This window comes from Veillonella parvula, from assembly GCF_024461875.1.
Lineage (GTDB): Bacteria > Bacillota > Negativicutes > Veillonellales > Veillonellaceae > Veillonella > Veillonella parvula_I.
In genome coordinates this window covers 19,419-41,182 of the sequence record NZ_JANGAL010000008.1, presented here as the reverse complement: position 1 = coordinate 41,182, position 21,764 = coordinate 19,419, and the positions used below count along the sequence as shown (strand labels likewise).

At 40.5% G+C, this 21,764-nt stretch carries 16 protein-coding genes; 2 read left to right on the top strand and 14 right to left on the bottom strand.

What is annotated here, in order from left to right; all coding sequences use genetic code 11:
* Position 1: 1 nt before the first annotated feature.
* The 3 genes from rpsG to NE668_RS09320 form a co-directional block, all read right to left on the bottom strand.
* Positions 2 to 472 carry a 30S ribosomal protein S7 gene (gene rpsG / locus NE668_RS09330; RefSeq protein ID WP_004693556.1) on the bottom strand — a complete coding sequence of 157 codons (471 nt, stop codon included), beginning with the start codon at positions 470 to 472 and terminating at the stop codon, positions 2 to 4.
* Positions 473 to 524: 52 nt separating this feature from the next.
* The gene (gene rpsL, locus NE668_RS09325; protein WP_004693554.1) at positions 525 to 899 is read right to left on the bottom strand and encodes a 30S ribosomal protein S12; all 375 of its coding nucleotides are present in this window, start codon (positions 897 to 899) and stop codon (positions 525 to 527) included.
* A 76-nt stretch (positions 900 to 975) separates the two neighbouring features.
* Entirely contained in the window at positions 976 to 1,221 is a 246-nt protein-coding gene (locus tag NE668_RS09320; RefSeq protein WP_004693552.1) for a L7Ae/L30e/S12e/Gadd45 family ribosomal protein, read from the bottom strand.
* A gap of 355 nt (positions 1,222 to 1,576) precedes the next feature.
* Here NE668_RS09320 and NE668_RS09315 point away from each other — a divergent pair, with 355 nt between their 5' ends.
* The gene (locus tag NE668_RS09315; protein ID WP_227037356.1) at positions 1,577 to 3,598 is read left to right on the top strand and encodes a BCCT family transporter; all 2,022 of its coding nucleotides are present in this window, start codon (positions 1,577 to 1,579) and stop codon (positions 3,596 to 3,598) included.
* Positions 3,599 to 3,722: 124 nt separating this feature from the next.
* Here NE668_RS09315 and rpoC read toward each other — a convergent pair whose 3' ends face one another.
* From rpoC to NE668_RS09300, 3 genes are all read right to left on the bottom strand, one after another.
* Positions 3,723 to 7,925, bottom strand: a complete 4,203-nt coding sequence (gene rpoC, locus NE668_RS09310) for a DNA-directed RNA polymerase subunit beta' (RefSeq protein WP_004693548.1) — start codon at positions 7,923 to 7,925, stop codon at positions 3,723 to 3,725.
* 29 nt (positions 7,926 to 7,954) lie between these two features.
* On the bottom strand, positions 7,955 to 12,115 hold the full coding sequence (gene rpoB / locus NE668_RS09305) for a DNA-directed RNA polymerase subunit beta (RefSeq protein WP_060919552.1): 4,161 nt from the start codon (positions 12,113 to 12,115) through the stop codon (positions 7,955 to 7,957).
* A 330-nt stretch (positions 12,116 to 12,445) separates the two neighbouring features.
* A complete protein-coding gene (locus NE668_RS09300; protein WP_004693544.1) occupies positions 12,446 to 13,861 on the bottom strand; it encodes an aspartate ammonia-lyase in 1,416 nt (471 codons plus the stop codon).
* Positions 13,862 to 14,155: 294 nt separating this feature from the next.
* On the opposite strand from NE668_RS09300, the gene NE668_RS09295 reads away from it, so the two are divergent.
* Entirely contained in the window at positions 14,156 to 15,796 is a 1,641-nt protein-coding gene (locus NE668_RS09295) for an ArnT family glycosyltransferase (RefSeq protein WP_227037353.1), read from the top strand.
* Positions 15,797 to 15,838: 42 nt separating this feature from the next.
* Here NE668_RS09295 and rplL read toward each other — a convergent pair whose 3' ends face one another.
* From rplL to NE668_RS09255, 8 genes are all read right to left on the bottom strand, one after another.
* Positions 15,839 to 16,207, bottom strand: coding sequence for a 50S ribosomal protein L7/L12 (gene rplL / locus NE668_RS09290; protein ID WP_004693540.1), 369 nt, complete (start codon positions 16,205 to 16,207; stop codon positions 15,839 to 15,841).
* A 70-nt stretch (positions 16,208 to 16,277) separates the two neighbouring features.
* Entirely contained in the window at positions 16,278 to 16,775 is a 498-nt protein-coding gene (rplJ, locus tag NE668_RS09285) for a 50S ribosomal protein L10 (protein ID WP_008602491.1), read from the bottom strand.
* Between the two features lie 175 nt (positions 16,776 to 16,950).
* A complete protein-coding gene (gene rplA, locus NE668_RS09280; RefSeq protein ID WP_004693536.1) occupies positions 16,951 to 17,661 on the bottom strand; it encodes a 50S ribosomal protein L1 in 711 nt (236 codons plus the stop codon).
* A 76-nt stretch (positions 17,662 to 17,737) separates the two neighbouring features.
* On the bottom strand, positions 17,738 to 18,163 hold the full coding sequence (gene rplK / locus NE668_RS09275) for a 50S ribosomal protein L11 (RefSeq protein ID WP_004693535.1): 426 nt from the start codon (positions 18,161 to 18,163) through the stop codon (positions 17,738 to 17,740).
* Positions 18,164 to 18,264: 101 nt separating this feature from the next.
* Complete coding sequence (gene nusG / locus NE668_RS09270) at positions 18,265 to 18,801, bottom strand: transcription termination/antitermination protein NusG (protein ID WP_004696753.1); 537 nt, start codon at positions 18,799 to 18,801, stop codon at positions 18,265 to 18,267.
* 12 nt (positions 18,802 to 18,813) lie between these two features.
* Entirely contained in the window at positions 18,814 to 19,035 is a 222-nt protein-coding gene (gene secE, locus NE668_RS09265; protein ID WP_004693531.1) for a preprotein translocase subunit SecE, read from the bottom strand.
* A 42-nt stretch (positions 19,036 to 19,077) separates the two neighbouring features.
* Entirely contained in the window at positions 19,078 to 19,227 is a 150-nt protein-coding gene (rpmG, locus tag NE668_RS09260) for a 50S ribosomal protein L33 (protein ID WP_004693530.1), read from the bottom strand.
* Between the two features lie 277 nt (positions 19,228 to 19,504).
* Positions 19,505 to 21,742, bottom strand: a complete 2,238-nt coding sequence (locus NE668_RS09255) for a nitric-oxide reductase large subunit (protein WP_227037351.1) — start codon at positions 21,740 to 21,742, stop codon at positions 19,505 to 19,507.
* Between the last annotated feature and the right edge of the window lie 22 nt (positions 21,743 to 21,764).

Here is a 21,764-nt window from a genome sequence, read left to right as displayed (position 1 = left end):
ATTACCAACGATAATGAGCAAATGCTTTATTAGCTTCTGCCATTTTATGAGTATCTTCTTTTTTCTTGATTGCAGCGCCTGCATTGTTGAAAGCGTCCATCAATTCGCCTGCCAAACGTTCTTTCATAGTGCGTTCACCACGAAGACGAGCATAATTTACAACCCAACGAATACCGAGGGTTTGACGGCGATCAGCACGAACTTCAACTGGCACTTGATAGTTCGCACCACCGATACGGCGAGCACGCACTTCAAGTACAGGCATAACATTTTTCAATGCTTGATCAAAAACTTCCATTGGGTCTTGACCCATTTTGGAACGAATAATTTCGAATGCATCATATACGATAGTTTCAGCAATGCCTTTTTTACCATCGTACATAACTTTGTTAATGAAACGTGTTACTAATTTGCTGTTGTACACCGGATCTGGAAGTACATCACGTTTCGGAACAGGGCCTTTTCTTGGCATGTTCAATTCCTCCTTTATAATGATGTGTGTTAATTTCGTTTAATGGCTAAAATTATTTTTTAGCTTTTTTCGCGCCGTATTTGGAACGACTTTGCATACGATTTTGTACGCCAGCTGTATCCAATGCACCACGAACGATGTGATAACGCACACCTGGAAGGTCTTTTACACGACCGCCTCTGATAAGTACAACACTGTGTTCTTGTAAATTGTGACCAATGCCTGGGATGTAAGCAGTTACTTCAATAGCGTTTGTCAAACGTACACGGGCAACTTTACGAAGCGCGGAGTTTGGTTTCTTTGGAGTAGCTGTGTACACACGAGTACATACACCACGTTTTTGTGGAGATTCTTGAAGGGCAGGAGCTGTAGATTTTTTAGTCAAGCTCATGCGGCCTTTGCGTACTAGCTGATTAATTGTTGGCATTTGGGCACCTCCTTTCCAAATTTGAGATTTATAATTGATCCGTCATAACAAAGTGTTACATCGGATATTACCAAGATTAACGTAGGACGCCTACAGCTGTGGCCCGCACCTTAATGCGACACGCACGACCGAGATCATCCATGGTGTGTTTGTCATTCACAGGTATTCCCTGTTCTTCACAAGCAATCCGTAAAGGCTGTACCACACGTTCATCACTATCACAACCCAGGAACACGTACTTCACAGCACCTTTAGCAATTTGTTTCAACGTTTGCTTGGCACCGATTGTTTTGTTCACCGACTTCAGATGGGCAATGTCCATTGTACTAATTCTCCTTACGAAATTATGCCCATTAGGCATACCTCGCCTAAAGCACTATGTAAGTATATCAATTACAGCAGTCCATGTCAAACAATTTCCAATGTCACACACCGCTCTACAGCTGCATTTTATGTGTACACTCATCCGTGTGTTTCATTCAATCTTAAATTATAAATGAAGAGTGATTTTTTATTCATATATCATTATTTTCATGTATAAATAATCATTCTATGCATTTGCTATTATTTTTTCTTTTACCAATTATGCAAAATTAATATAAACACCATTTTATTATGATATAAATTAATACAGAACAAATATTTGTATTTATAAGTTACTAAAGAAAGGAGATTATATGATTAAACTCATTAAACGTTATTCAAACTTTAATCCCCCTGTAATTATAGGTAGCTTGTCTATCGTCTTAGGGCTGAGCTTATGTGCCCTTCTGATTCCGCAAATTTCTCAAACGATCCTCCAAGGGGTTCGTGATATTATATTTGAAGATTTCAGCTGGTTTTATGTTTTATCCATAAGTCTCTTCTTTATCTTCAATATCTTTCTTGCACTTAGTTCGCTAGGTGACATCAAACTTGGTAGCGACGATGAAGAAGCGGAATTCTCTTATACAGCTTGGCTCGCCATGTTATTTGCGGCAGGTACTGGTGTAGGTCTCATGTTCTTCGGTACTGCTGAACCGCTCTCACATTATCACTCCGCTGTAGGCTTAGTCGATGGTGCTCCTAGCGCCAAGGAAGCGTTATTCCGCTCCATCTTCCACTGGGGCATCAATGCATGGACGGTATACGGAATTATGGCTTTAGCATTAGCGTATTTTGGTTTTCGCTATAAATTGCCATTATCACTACGTTCATGTTTCTATCCGCTGTGGAAGGATAAGATCAATGGCCCACGAGGGCACATTATCGATATCATCGCACTTTGTGTAACTTTATTAGGTATCGTAACCACCTTAGGATTTGGTGCCGCCCAACTAGGTGCAGGGTTCCTATATATTGATATCATCTCCACTAATGACTTTTCCGCACAAACGGTCATCATTATCATCATTATGTCCATTGCCGTTTTATCTGCTGTTACAGGTATTGATAAAGGCGTTAAGCTACTCAGCGAAATCAATATATCTGTTGCATTAGTCTTAATGCTTTTTGTACTATGTGCAGGTCCTACATTACTCCTATTAAATACAATGGTAGAAAACTTTGGATACTATCTATCACATATTTTAGGGCAAAGCTTCTATACATCTATCTATACACCAGAAACCCGTCCATGGTTCTTCAGCTGGACCATACTATTCTGGGCTTGGTGGTTATCTTGGGCACCATTTGTGGGCATGTTCATTGCGCGCATTTCAAAAGGTAGGACTATTCGAGAGTTCATCTTTGGGGTACTCATTATTCCAACTGTATTTACTATCGTTTGGTTTACTATCTTTGGTAATACTGCAATTTATATCGATGAAACAGTAGCAAACGGTGCACTCGGTGCATTAACCGATAAACCAGAACAACTACTCTTTGCATTCCTTGAATATTTACCTTTATCCGGTTTAACTAGTCTTCTATCGATTATCGTATTAGCATTATTTTTTATTACATCTGCCGATTCAGGTATTTATGTGTTAAATAATATTGCGGCCTATGATAAATCCACTTCATCTCCAAAGTGGCAATGCTTGATGTGGGGCTCTGTAATGTCCTTTCTTGCCATCAGTTTGCTCAGCATCGGTGGACTTAATGTACTACAATCGGTAACGCTCATTCTCGCCTTACCATTTGCAGCCTTGATGGTTATCATGTGCTACAGCTTATGGCAAGGATTATTGACAGATACGCAATACTTTAACACAAAACTTTCAACCACATCCATCTACTGGGACAGCAAGAACTGGAAACAAGGTCTTGCCAAGATACTCAACCAAACGCAGTCGGAAGATGTTATTTCCTTTATGAAAACAACAGCATTGCCTGCTATGTATCAGCTCAACAAAGAATTAACAGAAAAGTACGGATTAACTACGAGAATTGACAAACATTTCAATGGTAACGACGCCTCTGTAGAGTTAACCATCGAAAAAGAATCAATGCGCAACTTTACCTACGGCATCAAACTCGTTACGCAAGAGGTATCGGATCATCTCATCGAAGATCCTAACATTCCTCACATTACTGAAAGCACCAACGCAATTCCTATGACATATTTCAGTGACGGGCGCGCCGGATACGATGCGCAGTATATGACACGGGAGGATATCATTACCGATATCATTCGACAGTACGAACGATATCTTACTTTATCGGATGACGTCGGTTATGACATCATGTCTCATGACGCGAAAGAAACAGCTGAATAGAAACCAATAATACCTATAACAAAAGGGTGCACCTCGCAGGTGCACCCTTTTTATTATGTCGCACAATATCAACTATGCAACAAGTCTATACAATTAATATAGCTTAACGGCTGGTCCAAAGTAATTAATCTTCAGACATAACCTCTTCCGTAATATCAATGATTTCAGGTGTATTTTTTACAACTTCAATCTTACGGTAACGACTCATGCCTGTACCCGCAGGAATCAACTTACCGATAATTACGTTTTCTTTCAAGCCCAATAATGGATCGATTTTACCCTTGATAGCAGCGTCGGTAAGAACACGTGTTGTTTCTTGGAAGGACGCAGCGGACAAGAAGGAGTCCGTTGCCAAAGCGGCTTTCGTAATACCCAATAGTGTGCGTTTGCCTGTAGCATTTTCACGACCATTGAGAGTAAGACGACGGTTTTCTTCGTCAAAGGTATTAACGTCCACCATATCCCCTGGAAGCATATCCGCATCGCCAGCTGTTTCAATTTTAACTTTATGAAGCATTTGACGAACGATAACTTCGATATGTTTATCGTTAATTTCTACACCTTGGGATTTGTATACTTTTTGTACTTCGTATACGAGATAACGTTGAGTTGCTTCAGTACCCATGACGCGCATGATGTCATGAGGATTGATAGAACCTTCTGTCAAACGAGCGCCCAAGGATACCACGTCACCGTCTTTAACGATAATGCGCGAACCGTAAGGAATGAGGTAATCAAGTTCAATACCATCTTCACCAGTGATAAAGATAGTGTTCGTACCTTTCTTACCTTCATTAGGTACAACGCGAACTGTACCTTCATTTTCAGCGATGATAGCATTACGTTTTGGTTTACGAGCTTCGAACAATTCTTCGACACGTGGCAAACCTTGTGTAATATCGTCACCTGCGACACCCCCAGTATGGAATGTACGCATTGTCAACTGAGTACCCGGTTCACCGATGGATTGTGCTGCAATGATACCTACCGCTTCACCAACTTGAACTTGGTTGCCAGTTCCTAGATCACGACCATAACACTTGCGACATACGCCATATGGGCTACGGCAAGTCAATACAGAACGGATTTTTACTGTTTCATAATGTTTTACAACTTCATCAGCTAACGCCTCTGTGATTTCACCATTAAGAGGAACGATGACTTCGCCAGTTTCTTTGTTAACTAATTCTTCAGCTGCAATACGACCTACGATACGGTCTTTTAATGGCTCGATAACACCAGTGCCTTCAACGATAGCTTCCACTTCAATACCATGGATTTCATTGTTCCGCACTTGTACTTCTTTTACATCGGAGTTAAGGATAGCTTCGATGCCTTCTTCAGTAAGACGTGTATCAGCTGGGAAGATTTCTACCCCTTCGCTGTCAACGATTGCTTGTACAGTATCCTTGTTCAACATATTTTGAACCATAGTTTCTTTCAATGTTGCACGGATGCTATCGTCGCTTTCACCAAGAATAATTTTTTGAACCAAGTTAGTATGGTTAATATCGCTATCAGAGCCCAAATGTGCACCGCGCAATGCGATAGATGTAACACCGGCTTCAGCAATATCTGCCAAGCATTGTTCATCCAAGATAGTTTCAGCTGGTACAACAAGTTCCCCTGTTTCAGCATTCACAACATCTTTATCTAAAACGCGACCAATAAGTTTATCTTTAAGCAATTCTAATGCTTGACGTGGGGATGTAGCCAAGCGAGCACGTTCACGAACGAGATCGATACCTACAACGTCACAATCGTCCTCACGAACGATTACGTCTTGAGATACGTCAACGAGACGACGTGTCAAGTAACCAGAGTCAGCTGTACGAAGCGCTGTATCGGCCAAACCTTTACGAGCACCATGAGAGGATGTAAAGTAATCCAATACAGTCAAGCCTTCTTTAAAGTTTGCTTTAATTGGCAAGTCAATGATTCGACCAGATGGATCGGCCATCAAACCACGCATACCAGCAAGCTGACGAATTTGTTGTTTATTACCGCGGGCACCAGAGATAGCCATCATGTAAACAGGGTTAAAGCCGTCTTTATCGCACGCCATATTATCCATCATCGCATCGGTAACATCTTCTGTTGCCTTTGTCCATAATTGGATAGTTTTACGATAACGTTCTTCTTCTGTAATAAGACCACGGCGGTACATACGAGATACTTTTTCTACCTCTTGTTCCGCTGTATCTAACAAGCTAGTTTTAACTTCTGGTACTTTAATATCAGCAATAGCTACAGTCATACCTGCGCGACGAGCGAAGGAGTAACCCAAGGACTTGATGCGGTCCAATAATTCTGCTGTTTTTTCATTACCAAACAATTGGAAACATTGATCAACCAATTTACCAACTGTTTTCTTATCCATAACCTTACCTAAAGAGTAAGTGCCATCTTCACGTTTCTCGTACTGCCACAATTCTGGGAATAAAGCATTGTTGAAGATCAAGCGACCTGCTGTTGTTTCTACACGGCCATGATCAGGTAAACGGATATAAAGAATATCTTGCAAACCAATGATATGAGACTCATAGGCAAGCATAACTTCATCATAGGTAGCAAATGTTTTTGCTTTATCACGAGTATCTTCGCGTACAACTGTTAGGTAGTATGTACCTAAGATCATATCTTGAGAAGGTACTGCTACTGGCTTGCCGTCCTTAGTAGACAAAATATTATGGCTAGAAAGCATCAATGTACGAGCTTCCGCTTGTGCTTCTACGGACAATGGTAAGTGACACGCCATTTGGTCACCGTCAAAGTCGGCATTGAAGGCTGTACATACTAATGGATGCAATTTGATAGCACGACCTTCCCAAAGGATTGGTTCGAAGGCTTGGATACCAAGTCTATGCAATGTAGGGGCACGGTTCAAGAGAACTGGATGTTCTTTAATTACCTCTTCCAAGGATTCCCACACGCCAGGGCCAATTCTTTCAACTTGGCGTTTAGCAGCCTTGATGTTGGATGCTTGACCGCGTTCTACCAAACGTTTCATAACGAATGGTTTGAACAATTCTAATGCCATTTCTTTTGGCAAACCACATTGGTGCATTTTAAGTTCAGGACCTACTACGATTACGGAACGACCGGAGTAGTCAACACGTTTACCGAGCAAGTTTTGACGGAAACGACCTTGTTTACCTTTAAGCATGTCGGACAAGGATTTCAATGGGCGGTTACCAGGACCTGTAACAGGACGACCGCGACGGCCATTATCAATCAATGCATCAACCGCTTCTTGAAGCATGCGTTTTTCGTTGCGCACGATGATATCAGGAGCACCCAAGTCGAGTAAACGTTTCAAACGGTTGTTACGATTGATAACACGACGGTATAAATCGTTGAGGTCAGATGTAGCAAAACGGCCACCATCTAATTGAACCATAGGACGCAATTCAGGTGGGATTACAGGAACGATGTCCATAATCATCCATTCTGGACGGTTCCCAGATTGACGGAATGCTTCTACTACTTCCAAACGACGAACTGCACGGATTTTACGTTGACCACTAGCAGTGTTCAACTCTTCGCGCAATTCGGCATTCAATGCTTCAAGATCAAGTTCTGATAAGAGAGCTTTTACCGCTTCAGCACCCATGTCGATACATGCGAAGAGAACCTCTTCAGCAGCGCCTAACTCATAGCGTTCTTCGCGAGTTAATTCTTCGTATTCCTTATCAGCTTCTGGTATTGTTGCATCATCACGAAGAGCCGCATTATAGCGCTCTTTGCGTTGTGCTTCACGAACAATAGCTAAACGTTCATTACGTTGAGCCACTGTTTCGATTACGACGGATTTACCACCGATAGTATAACCGTCTTCATTAAATTGAGCTTCGTATTCGCGGTATTCTTGCTCGGACAACAATTGACGTTTTGTCAATGGTGTACCAGCTGGATCTACTACGATGTAGGAAGCAAAGTATAATACGCGTTCCAAAGAACGTGGTGATATGTCAAGGATAAGACCCATACGGGATGGGATTCCTTTGAAGTACCAAATGTGAGATACAGGAGTAGCCAATTGAATATGGCCCATACGTTCACGACGTACTTTCGCACGAGTAACCTCTACACCACATTTGTCGCAGACTACGCCTTTATGGCGGATGCGTTTATATTTGCCGCAGTGACATTCCCAGTCCTTTGTTGGTCCAAAAATGCGTTCACAGAATAGACCATCACGTTCTGGCTTCAACGTACGGTAGTTAATTGTTTCAGGTTTCTTAACTTCCCCATGAGACCAGGATAAAATCTGCTCTGGAGAGGCTAAACCGATTCGCATGGAATCGAATTCATTTACGTCTAGCACTACTATCGCTCCCTTCCTTATAGATAGTTTTAGTCTTCATCGTTAGAGGAGTCGCCCATTGGGTACGCCAATTGGCTAAGGATATCATCTTCACCGCCATTATCAGCTGGTAAGTCTTCCTCTTCCTCTACTTCTGGTTCTACTACAGTTACTTCATCAGTTTCTACAGCACTGCCTTCCATAACTTCTTCAATACCAGTTTCTACCACCTCATCTTCGTCCTCAAGTTCTTTCATAACAACTTCTTCTTGATCTTCGTTCAAGATTTTTACATCGAGACCGATACTTTGAAGTTCTTTAAGCAATACCTTGAAGGACTCAGGTACACCTGGTTCAGGGATGTTTTCGCCTTTAACGATTTTTTCGTATGCTTTCACACGACCAACAACGTCGTCAGACTTAACAGTTAATAGCTCTTGAAGGGTATAGGCTGCGCCATATGCTTCTAGAGCCCAAACTTCCATTTCCCCGAAACGTTGGCCACCGAACTGAGCTTTACCGCCCAAAGGTTGTTGTGTAACAAGGGAGTACGGACCTGTAGAACGAGCATGGATTTTGTCATCAACCAAATGATGGAGTTTAAGCATGTAAACGTAACCAACAGTGACGCGGTTATCCATCGGTTCACCAGTACGACCATCATATAGAACAGTTTTACCATCATCAGGACGACCTGCAATCGCCAATGTTTCGAATACGTCCTTTTCGTGAGCACCATCAAATACAGGTGTAGCAATATGAATACCTGCTACATCTGGTTTTGGCATGCCATATTTGTCAAAATCATAGCCAAGGCTTTCCAACTCTTTGCGAATTTCAACGCGTTTTTCTTCAGCAGAGTGAATGTTGTTAAGAGTATTCTTGACTTTGCTAATTGCCTCTAATTCTTCTACAAGCGCAGGATCCATTTCAGGAGCCTCTTCTTCAGAATCAAAGAATTCTACATGAAGTGCATTGTATTTAGCTTCAATAGCTTTAAGCTCTTGGTAACGAGCTTCGCCACCCATAGCATCCAATTTCTTTTGCGCTGCTGCTTCTACATGTTTTAAAATTTTAGTTTTCAAAGCAATGATTTGCTCATTTTCTTCGAAATGATTTACCGTAACATCTTCCGCAACTTTCGCTTCCAATACCTCAATTTGAGCATAAAGGTCGCGGATTGCATCGATTTGTTCCCAGTAAGATGCATCAGTACGGGCTTCTTTCAACACGTTTTGAATGTGAAGATCTGTAGCTTTGATTTTCATACCTAAGCCTTGAACAGCCCACCCCAAGTGAGTTTCAAGAACCTGACCGATGTTCATACGAGAAGGTACGCCCAATGGGTTCAATACGATTTGTACTGGAGTACCATCTGGAAGGAATGGCATATCTTCTTTTCTCATAACGCGAGAAACGACACCTTTGTTACCATGACGGCCCGCCATTTTATCGCCTTCATGAATCTTACGTTTTTGAGCGATATATACGCGAACAAGTTTATTTACGCCTGGTTGTAATTCGTCGCCATTTTCACGGGTAAAGACTTTTACATCTACGACTTTACCAGATTCACCATGAGGCACGCGCAAGGAAGTGTCGCGAACTTCACGTTCTTTGTCACCAAAAATAGCACGCAACAAACGTTCTTCTGGAGTAAGCTCAGTTTCACCTTTTGGTGTAGCTTTACCTACAAGGATATCGCCAGGATGTACTTCTGCACCAATACAGATAATACCATCTTCGTCTAAGTTTTTAAGTGTGTCGTCACCTGTATTAGGCAACTCACGAGTAATTTCTTCAGCGCCTAATTTGGTATCACGAGCATCACATTCGTATTCTTCAATATGAATGGATGTATAGATATCTTCTTTGCAGAGTTCTTCACTAAGCAAGATAGCATCTTCATAGTTATAACCTTCCCAAGGCATGAACGCTACAAGAACGTTATAACCTAATGCCAATTCGCCGCCATCTGTAGCAGGACCATCAGCCAATACTTGGCCTTTTACAACATGGTCCCCACGATTGACGATTGGTTTTTGGTTAAAGCATGTGGATTGGTTAGAACGAAGGAATTTATTCAAATGGTATGTATCAACACGACCATCGCTATCGCGAAGAACGTGGATTTCATTACCCCAACAACGTACAACTTTACCCGCTTCACGCGCCAATACGCAAACACCAGAGTCAGTAGCTGCTGTATATTCCATACCTGTACCAACAAGTGGTGCTTGAGCACGCAAAAGTGGTACCGCTTGACGTTGCATGTTCGCGCCCATCAAGGCACGGTTAGCATCATCATTTTCAAGGAATGGAATCATAGCTGTACCAATAGATACAACTTCTTTTGGACTAACGTCCATATAGTCAACCTTATCTGGTGTAACTTCCAATACATCATGACCACGACGACAAGCAACATGTTCAGTTGTGAAGTACCCCTCTGCATCAAGCGGAGAGTTTGCTTGGGCAATTGTCATGCCTTCTTCTTCATCAGCGGTCATGTATACTACGCTATCAGATACGCGCACTTTAACAACTTTATCAGCATCCTTGCCTTTACCATACACTTTTTCTACTTTACGGTATGGTGCTTCGATGAAGCCAAATTCGTTTACCTTTGCATAGTTGGACAAGGAGTTAATCAAGCCAATGTTTGGACCTTCTGGAGTTTCAATAGGACACATACGACCATAGTGAGAATGATGCACGTCACGAACTTCGAAACCTGCACGCTCACGAGACAAGCCGCCAGGGCCAAGGGCAGAAAGACGACGTTTGTGAGTCAATTCCGCCAATGGGTTTGTTTGGTCCATGAACTGAGACAATTGAGAAGAACCAAAGAATTCTTTGATAGCTGCCACTACAGGGCGAATATTGATCAACGCTTGAGGCGTAATGGATTCAGTTTCTTGAATTGTCATGCGCTCACGAACAACACGTTCCATACGAGTTAAACCGATACGGAATTGGTTTTGCAACAATTCGCCTACGCAACGAAGGCGACGGTTACCCAAGTGGTCAATATCATCTGTATGACCTGCACCATCCATAAGGTTGAGCAAGTAAGAAATGTTAGCGATCATGTCTTCACGTGTTACTGTACGGTGATCATATGGTAAGTTGCAGTTATTACAGATAACTTTAGACTCTACACCATCATTATTTACGATATAGAATTCAGCAAAACCTTCACCATCGAAAACATGGCTATTAGCAACGATATCAAGTTGTTCTTCCCCAACTTGTACGCCTGCATCAAGGATAATTTCGCCAGTTTCTGGATCTACAATTGGTTGAGCCAATGTTTGACCCAACATACGTTGGCGCCAGCCAAGTTTTTTGTTCAATTTATAACGACCAACGCGCGCTAAGTCATAACGGCGTGCATCGAAGAACAAGTTATCGAACAAGTTACGAGCAGACTCTACAGTAGGAGGCTCACCTGGACGTAATTTTTTATAGATTTCAACTAATGCTTCGTCAGCAGATTGAGTTGTATCTTTTTCTAATGTGCGAACGATGCGTTCATCATATACTGGTAAACCATCCTCATCAGTTTTACCATTCCAGAAGAGGTCGAGGATACTTTCATTCGTATCCCAACCTAATGCACGTACCAATACAGTAGCTGGTAATTTACGGTTACGGTCAATACGAACAGCTACCACTTCACTAGCATCTGTTTCAAGTTCAATCCATGCACCACGGTTAGGAATAACTGTGGAATCATACAAACGGTTACCCATTGTATCGATTTCTTTATTGTAGTAAACGCCTGGAGAACGTACTAATTGGGATACGATAACACGTTCTGCACCATTGATGATGAAAGTACCTGTATCTGTCATCAATGGGAAATCGCCCATGAATACTTCTTGTTCTTTAATATCCATATTTTCTGGATCATTATTTACCAAGCGAATATTTACACGAAGTGGTGCTGCGTAAGTAGCATCACGGTTTTTACATTCATTAATATCATACTTAGGTTCACCTAAGCTGAAACCTTCAAAAGAAAGTACTAGATTACCTGAATTGTCTTTAATCGGAGAAATATCGTTGAAAATATTTTGTAAACCACTCTCCAAGAACCACTCATACGATTTACGTTGAATGTCCAATAAATGCGGCATCTTGATAACTTCGTTAATTTTAGCGTACGTATAACGAGTTCGTTTGCCTACCTGCTCAGGTTTGAACATATTTGCTTTCACCCCTATCAAAACACACTGGTCTACCATTTTCTATAACGGCATGAAAAAGACATCTTACAGGTCTCAGTTTTCCTGCTCGGGCAACGTCAAATAAAGCAAGGTCCATTTCATTTTTAAAATAACCTTGCTTCCCATTAACCAAGCACAACCTTGGAAGAAAACCTCATCACTATTTGTGTTATAGTTTTTACATCCAAAAGCAGAAAACGCTACTTTTGCAATATATAATTTTATCAGTATTAAAAAAGACTGTCAACCAAAAGGGTTGACAGTCTTTCATTTTCATGCTTTATTCATGTATCAAAAGAGAACCATAAATTAGTTGCCTTTTTGTTTTAAAAGATTCGCACCAGCGATACCAGGGCGAGTCATTTCTTTAGGAGAAAGAATATGATTAATTTCATCCTCAGTCAATAAACCTTGATCCAAGATGATATCACGAATAGCTCGACCTGTTTCATACGCTTCTTTCGCCAATGCAGAAGCTGTTTCATAGCCAAGATGTGGCAACAATGCTGTTACGATACCAACGGAACGATTCAACCAGTACTCGCATTGTTCACGGTCTACTTCAAGATCAACAAGCAATTTATCAACGAATGTATTTACACCGTTTTTGAGGTAGCAAAGGTTATTGAACAAGTTGTATGCCAATACAGGTTCCATAACATTTAACTCGAATTGACCATTTTCTACAGCTAATGTAATAGTAAGGTCATTACCGATAACTTGGTAACACACTTGATTCAATACTTCAGCGATAACAGGATTTACTTTTCCTGGCATGATAGAGGATCCTGGTTGACGGGCAGGCAATTTTAATTCACCAATGCCACAGCGAGGGCCAGATGCCATTAAGCGGAAATCATTTGCCATCTTAATCAACACAAGTGCAGTTACCTTCAAACCGCTAGAGATATCAGCAAATACATCTGTATTGTTTGTGGCATCGATTAAGTTCTCCGCAGTGTAGAACGGTTCGCCTACTACTTCGCTTAATTCGTACGCTACATCATGAATATAATTAGGTTCAGCATTAAGGCCTGTACCAACTGCAGTGGCCCCCATGTTAATTACATGTGCACCTTCAACGGCAGATTTAATACGTTTAATACCACGACGAATACCAGATGCGTAAGCACCCATCTCTTGTCCCAATGTAATAGGCACCGCATCTTGTAAATGAGTACGCCCCATTTTTAAAATTTCACTATATTCTTCAGCTTTTTTCTCAAGCTCATCAACAAGACGTTGCAAAGCTTCAAGTAAAGGTTTAGTTTTTAAAATTGCACAAACCTTGATTGCTGTTGGGAACGCATCATTCGTAGATTGTGCCATGTTACAGTGATTGTTAGGGCTTACAATATCATAGCTACCTTTTGGATGACCTAAAATTTCACAAGCACGATTTGCCAACACTTCGTTCATATTCATATTCACAGAAGTGCCAGCACCACCTTGAATTGGATCAACTGGAAATTGGTCAGCAAATTCACCTGCAATAACTTCATCAGCTGCTTGAACAATCGCTTTACCGATAGATACATTGAGACGACCTGTTTTCATATTAGCTAAAGCAGATGCTTTTTTTACCATTGCTAGTGCTTTAATAAAATCTTGGTCTAAATGTTTCCCCGTAATATGGAAGTTTTCTAAGGCACGAATCGTTTGTACACCATAATATAACTCATCCGCTACTTCTAATTCACCTAGGAAATCATGTTCTTTTCTCATAATAGATCCTCTTTCCACTATTTCATATATTAGATGATAGTTTAATGAAACGGTTTTATCTTATGCGCTCATTATAGCATGTATTTTGTATACATAAAAGTTATTTCATGTATTCCGAATAAACAATATTCTATACAATATATCATTTCATAAATAATTATTTTTTTGTAACTATCTCTATATTATCTCCATATTATCTCCATATTTATAAGTGCTCTATTTTTATCTTTGATTGGTTTAAATATTACACGCCCTATAGTACAATAATATAAACTATGTAAGTAAGGAGTAACTATGATTAACAATCACATGCTGCGCATAGGTGCGCTCTTTTTATTAACCGTTTTGAGCTACGGCTTTTATAATGCCTATTTGCCAATCACTGATCCGGTGGAGTCCAACTATGTTCTCTCCGCCATCACCATGCTAAAACATAACTCATGGATATCCCCCATGATATACGATCACGTATGGTATGATAAACCACCGCTCACCTATTGGGCACTTATGATTACGTACAAACTATTTGGTATATCTGACTTTACATCGCGTATACCGAATACACTTGTTGCGGGAGCTAGTGTAGCCCTAATGTATCATATAACTTACCGCATGTCTAAAAGCACCTTTGCCGGTGTACTTTGTGCGATTTTATTAATGAGTACACTACAGTTTTGGTACATATCTCATGCAGTTATAACCGATGGCTTTTTATTTTTCTTCACCTTAGCTATATTTGGATATAGTTATTTAGCATTTACCAATAATGACAAGTCAGCTATGGTGAAAGCTTACATTGCTGCAGCCTTAGCTGTAATTACCAAAGGACCTATAGGCATCATCTTACCTGGTCTAATATTACTTATTTATGTATGTGCTCGCTATATAGTCCATAGAAAGGATAAAATCTATCAACTTTCAAAGGATATAAAATTACTATTTAATCCCTTCGGACTATTAGTCTTTATAGCGATAGCTAGCCCTTGGTATATTGCTATGTATTCCATACACGGTGAGCAGTTTATTTCCGGATTCTTGGGTCTACACAATGTAGATCGAGCCCTTGTATCTGAGCATCCTAAATTTGATGTATGGTATTACTATCTATTAATTGTGCCCCTTTCACTATTACCATGGACACCTGTAATAGTCTATCATTTAAAAAATATTAACTGGAAAGATGATTTTGATCTATTAGGTATTATATGGTTTATAGTTATAGTACTCTTCTACTCTCTAGTAGCTACCAAGTATCTAACCTACACATTACCTGCCATTATCCCTTGTATAATATGGGCAGCCGTAAAAATTTGTGAATTAGTTACTGACAAAGAAACTGGTGAATTTACTCAATCATTCAAAAAGTTTAATTATTTAATTACCCTACCACTAGGTATTTACTACATGATTTTTACATTTGCTACAGCTTTTGATCAAAGTCTTGATAGTAAACCATTAATCGTAGGTTCCTTTATTATAGTATGTATAATTTTAATCAGTCGATACTACATAACATCATTTTTCAAACTAGCAATATATGCTTTAGTTCCACTAATTACGTTGTACTCGGTTATTACGATTACAGTACCACCAATATTGTTTAATCAGTCTGGTTTACAGTTCAAAGCATTCATCGAAGATACATCAAAACCAATATATGTATATGGCAGTTACTATACTTCCATTGTATATTACATGGACACTACACCTACCCAAGTTTTCGTAGATACAACTGATGATTCTATATGGACCGAAGGCAAAACATTAATGCCTACCATAACTAAAGAAACATTTTTAAGTAATACATCAAATAATCGCGGTGCCTATGTAATCGTTCCTAAAAAATATGATAAGGATTTCTCTAATACATTACCGTATCCAAAAGCCAAATTAGTCAACAAAACAAAACTCGCATCAATTTATAAACTCCAATAGAAAAAGGCGTACCCATAAGGTACGCCTTTAATATAGCTAGAATTATTTCAATTCTACGGATGCGCCAGCTTCTTCTAATTGAGCTTTCAAAGCTTCAGCAGCTTCAGCAGCTACGCCTTCTTTAACAGGTGCAGGAGCGCCATCAACGATAGCTTTAGCTTCTTTCAAGCCAAGACCAGTTGCTTCACGAACAACTTTGATTACGTTGATTTTAGATGCGCCAGCATCTTTCAAGATTACGTCGAAGGAATCTTTAGCAGCGCCGCCTTCAGCACCACCAGCAGCTGCTACAGCTACAGGAGCTGCTGCAGTTACGCCAAATTCTTCTTCGATTGCTTTTACAAGATCATTAAGTTCAAGGATTGTTGCTTCTTTCAATTCAGCAACGATGTTTTCAATGTTCAATGCCATTTTAGATTTCCTCCATAAATTAGTTTATAGTGCCAGCCTCAAGTGGCCAACGAATACTTTGCAAAAAATATTATTCTGCAGGTTTTGCTTCTGCAACAGCTTTGACAGCGTATGCAACATTGCGAACAGGAGCTTGCAATACGGAAAGCAACATAGAAAGCATACCTTCGCGGTTTGGAAGAGATGCAATTGCTTTAACGCCTGCAGCGTCCATAACTTCGCCTTCAACGATACCAGCTTTAACTGTTACAACTTCTTTTTCAGTTGCTTTGATGAATTGTTCGATTACACGAGCAGGTGCAACAGCATCATCTTTAGAAGTAGCCAACGCAGTTGGACCTTCTAAATGCTCAGCGAAACCTTCAAGATTCAATTCGTTTGCAGCGATACGAGTCAAAGTATTTTTGATTACTTTGTATTCAACACCTTCAGCCAACATTTTGCGACGAAGATCAGTTGCTTGCGCAACAGTTAAACCAGAGTAACCAATCAATACAGCACCTTTTGCTTCAGAAAGAGTTTCTTTCATTTGAGCAACGATTGCTTTTTTTGATTCAGTGACAGCCATTAGATTACCTCCTTGTAGATTTTTTTGGTGCTCTATGTACTATCTTAGCGTAAAAATGACCCCATCGCACGCGATGAGGTCGTAACTAGTCCTAGGTTATTCTAGTGTCAGCCTCAGCGGGCGGATTTTCATCCATTATACATACCAGCCGTCTACAGCTAAGAGACATATATAATTATTGCTCTTTGGAAACAGTGCTCAATTTGAACACGTTCAAAGGTACACCAGGGCCCATTGTAGCGGACAAGGTTACAGATTTAATATATTGACCTTTAGCTGCTACAGGTTTAGCCTTGATAATAGTATCAACGATTGTACGGTAGTTGTCAAGTAATTTTTCTTCATCGAAAGATGCTTTACCGATAGAACAAGAGATAATACCTGCTTTATCAGTACGGTATTCGATTTTACCAGCTTTGATTTCGTTTACTGCACGAGCAACGTCCGGAGTTACTGTACCAACTTTAGGGTTTGGCATCAAGCCTTTAGGACCCAAAATTTTACCAAGACGGCCAACTTGCCCCATCATGTCTGGTGTAGCAACTACTACGTCGAAGTCGCTCCAACCACCTTGGATTTTAGCTACTAACTCTTCAGAACCTACGAAATCTGCACCAGCTTCTTCAGCTGCCTTAATATTGTCGCCTTTTGCGAATACAAGAACGCGTTTAGTTTTGCCAGTACCATGAGGCAATACTACTGCACCACGAACTTGTTGATCAGCGTATTTAGGGTCGACATTCAAGTTGAAAGCAATTTCAACTGTTTCATCGAAATTTGCAGTTGCAGTTTTCTTAACCAACTCAATTGCTTCTACTGGTTCGTAGAATTTACCAGCTTCAATAAGTTTTACTGCTTCAGCGTATTTCTTACCTACTTTTGCCATTATAATATCCTCCTTATGTGGTCAAACGGGAATTCCCTCCCACCGATTTGCGCCTTATGCGCAAGTCGTACGCTTATTAGTCAACGATTTCAATGCCCATGCTGCGAGCAGTACCTTCCACCATGCGCATACCTTGTTCTACGGTATTAGCATTCAAGTCAGGCATTTTCAATTCAGCAATTTCACGAACTTTATCGCGACCTACTTTTGCTACTTTATCACGGTTAGGTACACCAGAACCTTTTGGAATACCTGCAGCTTTTTTCAACAATACTGCAGCTGGTGGAGTCTTAGTGATGAAGTCGAAGCTACGATCTTCATATACATTAATAACTACTGGAATAATTAAGCCAGCTTGTTTAGCAGTGCGTTCGTTGAATTCTTTTGTGAAAGCAACGATATTAACACCTGCTTGACCTAGTGCAGGACCAACTGGTGGTGCTGGAGTAGCTTTAGCGGCTTCAATTTGTAGTTTTACTTGTTTAACTAATTTCTTAGCCATGGGTAATTAAACCTCCTATGCTTATACTGTGGTGGTAACGGATATACATCCTCCCACTGGCAACCAAAATCGATTGCTCTTTTTAGAGTTATATTTATATATTAAAGAGCTTTCTCAACTTGAGAGAACTCTACCTCTACCTCGGTATCTCGATTGAACATTTCCACACTAAGTTTCAATGTTCCTTTTTCAGGGTTAAGTTCGGTAATAACACCTAGTTTATCTTCAAAGGCACCGGACGTAATGCGAACCGTTTCACCAACTTCTACATCAACGTTAATGGTTGGTTTCTTATCCAAGCCCTGAGACTTAAGTATATGTTCTACTTCGGAATCAGAAAGTGGAACTGGTTTTGTAGCAGAGCCAACGAAACCTGTTACACCTGGCGTGTTGCGTACAACATACCAAGAACGGTCATTAACTTCCATTTCCACCAATACATACCCAGGAAATATCTTGCGTTTTACTACTTTTTTAACCCCATCTTTTTCATCTATTTCGTCTTCAAGAGGTACCAAAATTCGGCTGATCACATCTTGTAGCCCCATAGATTGAACTTTAAGTTCAAGAGTGGTTTTTACTTTATTTTCGTAGCCTGAATAGGTATGAATTACATACCACTTCTTATCTGCTTCCATGTAATGGCCCCCTTATCCAACAAAGTGCAACAACGTATTAAAAAGTTGGGCAAAGAGTCCATCAAGCACAGAAATAATCAAAGCGATGAATATGGTCACTAAGAATACTACAATTGTGTAATTGATAAGCTCTTTTTTTGTTGGCCAGACTACTTTTTTTAGTTCAGCTTTCACACCGCGGAAGAATTTTCCAAATCCACCACGCTGCTGCACTGCTGAGTTAGACTTTGCCATTGTTTTCACATCCTCAAATCAACAGGTAATGAATGATAAGAATTATTTTGTTTCACGGTGTAATGTATGTTTACCGCAGAATTTGCAATATTTCATCATTTCAATACGATCAGGATTGTTCTTTTTATTCTTGTTCGTTTGATAGTTGCGTTGTTTGCAATCTGTGCAAGCTAAAGTAATGGCATTACGCATCCGGATACACCTCGCTTTATATTTACTAAATCTGTCTCTTGTACTCGAAAACGCTCGACTACATACTAAAAAACTATATCATACGTAGCAAGCGATGTCAAGAAATTAAGCAACTCAAAAAAGCCAGGCACGTATGCCTGACATGGATAGTATAACAGACAATGGCGCCCTTTGTCTACCTAAAGAGCGCCATGTCATATTAGCTTATAGTTAGCTAATATGTCTATATATTATATTTAATATTATATTTACATATTTACTATTATTGCTTCGTTTATTACTGTTTCTTTGTGAAAGTTACTTTCACGATTTGCCAGAAGAAGGCCAATGCCCCCAATATCATGATGGTATCGCCAACCATGCGAAGCCAACGCAAATTTTGTAACAATGGTTGTTGCATAAAGTCTTCGCTGCGAGCGAGCCATAAGCCTTGTGTAACACTTGCCCAACTTTGAATCAAGCCAATTGGCAATAGGCTGATAAGAACCATTAACGCAAGGCCCCAGTTCAATGCCCAGAAACCAAATTTCATCAACTTGTCGTTAAATTCTACCTCAGGTCGAATATAACGAGCGATGAGGAATACAAAGCCTAAGCTTAAGAATCCATATACGCCAAACAACGCCGTATGAGCATGAACAGCTGTCGTATTTAAACCTTGAATGTAGAATAAGGAAACCGGCATATTAATTAAGAAGCCGAAGATACCTGCGCCCACCAAGTTCCAGAAGGATACGGCAATGAAGCAGTATACAGGCCATTTTAGTCGATGCATCCAAGGAGCACTATGAAGGCGTGTATAATTTTCAAACGCTTCATATCCCAAGAGAACAAGAGGCACTACTTCCAATGCGGAGAATGATGCCCCTGTGGCCACGATAGTCGATGTAACACCGGTGAAATAAAGATGATGGAATGTACCAGGGATACCGCCGATAAGGTAAATAGCACCGGACGAAATCGCTGCTATGGTACCTGCACGATAGGATACAAGACCAAGAGTTACGAAAATAAAGGCCATCAACGTAGTAGAGAATACTTCAAAGAAGCCTTCTACCCAAAGGTGAATAACCCACCAACGCCAGTACTCCATGATTGCCAAATGGCTGTGTTCCCCGTAGAAAAGACCTGGGCCATAGAAAATACCGACCATCACAACAGAGAAAATAAAGGCGGCAATAAGGTTTTTATCCCCTTTATTTTTGAAAGCACCAATGATGCTGCGCACCATGAGCACAAGCCAAAATAGAATGCCGATATATTCAATCCATTGCCATACGCGGCCCAACTCAATAAACTCGTAGCCTTGGTGACCCAAGTAGAAGTTTAGAGACGCCGGAATCTCATGAGCAACACCTAAATATGTACCTGTAAAGGAACCCACTACCAACACAACGAGTGCCCAGAACAAAATATCCACGCCCAATTTTTGGAACTTAGGATCTTTACCGCCATTAATAATCGGCGCCAAGAATAAACCGGCACTCAAGAATGCCATCGCAATCCAGAACAAGGATGCTTGAATATGCCAAGTACGAGCAATAGAATATGGGAAATACTGCGCCAATGGAATGCCATAGAAAGCCTGTCCTTCTACGGTGTAGTGCGCAATGATACCACCCATACCAAGTTGGAGTAAAAATAATGCCAAAATCGTAAATAAATATTTTCCTAAAGACCGTTGAGACGGTGTGAGATGCAATTTGGAAATTGGATCTTCCGCAGGCGGTGTTAATTCATGTTCATCTTGTTTGCGACCGAATGCCCACATCCATACGACAATACCAATACCACAAAGTAAAATAATAACACTCACAACAGACCAAGCTACGCTTTCCGGTGTTGGATTATGATCTAACAATGGCTCGTGAGGCCAATTGTTGGTGTATGTTGCCTCTGTACCAGGACGTTGAGTCGATGCCATCCACGTAGTCCAGAAGAAGAATCGTGCCATATCAATACGATCTTTTAATTCTGGCAACGTATTGTCTTTCATCGCAAAATGATCGCGTGTTTCGGACAATTTAGGGTTATCACCATAAAGTTCAATAAAATATTGTCCGGTTAAATTCATCGCTGTAATACGTTCCGGTGAAAGCACAACCGTCCCATCTTCACGAACAGCACTGTTAAAGTACTCCGCTTTAACTGCTTCTTTAACAGCCGCTTTCTGCACATCACCTAACTGTTCATAAAGAACACCAAAAGCTTCCTGAGACTTGATATCAAGCATTACGGACACTTCTTTGTGCAACCAATCAGCTGTCCAGTCCGGGGCTTGATATGCGCCATGACCTAGTACGGTCCCTACAGATTGACCACCTGTAGATTGCCAAGCCGATTGACCATGTAAGATATCATCCTTAGTGAACAAAACCTGTCCATCTTGAGATACATACGCGGTTGGTACCGGTGGCGCTTGATGATATACATCAGTACCCAAATAGCCAAGAATAGAGAATCCAATAATAAGAACTGCTACTACGGCTATCCAATACTTTTTGTATTCGCCCATCACATTACCTCCTTTTCTATAA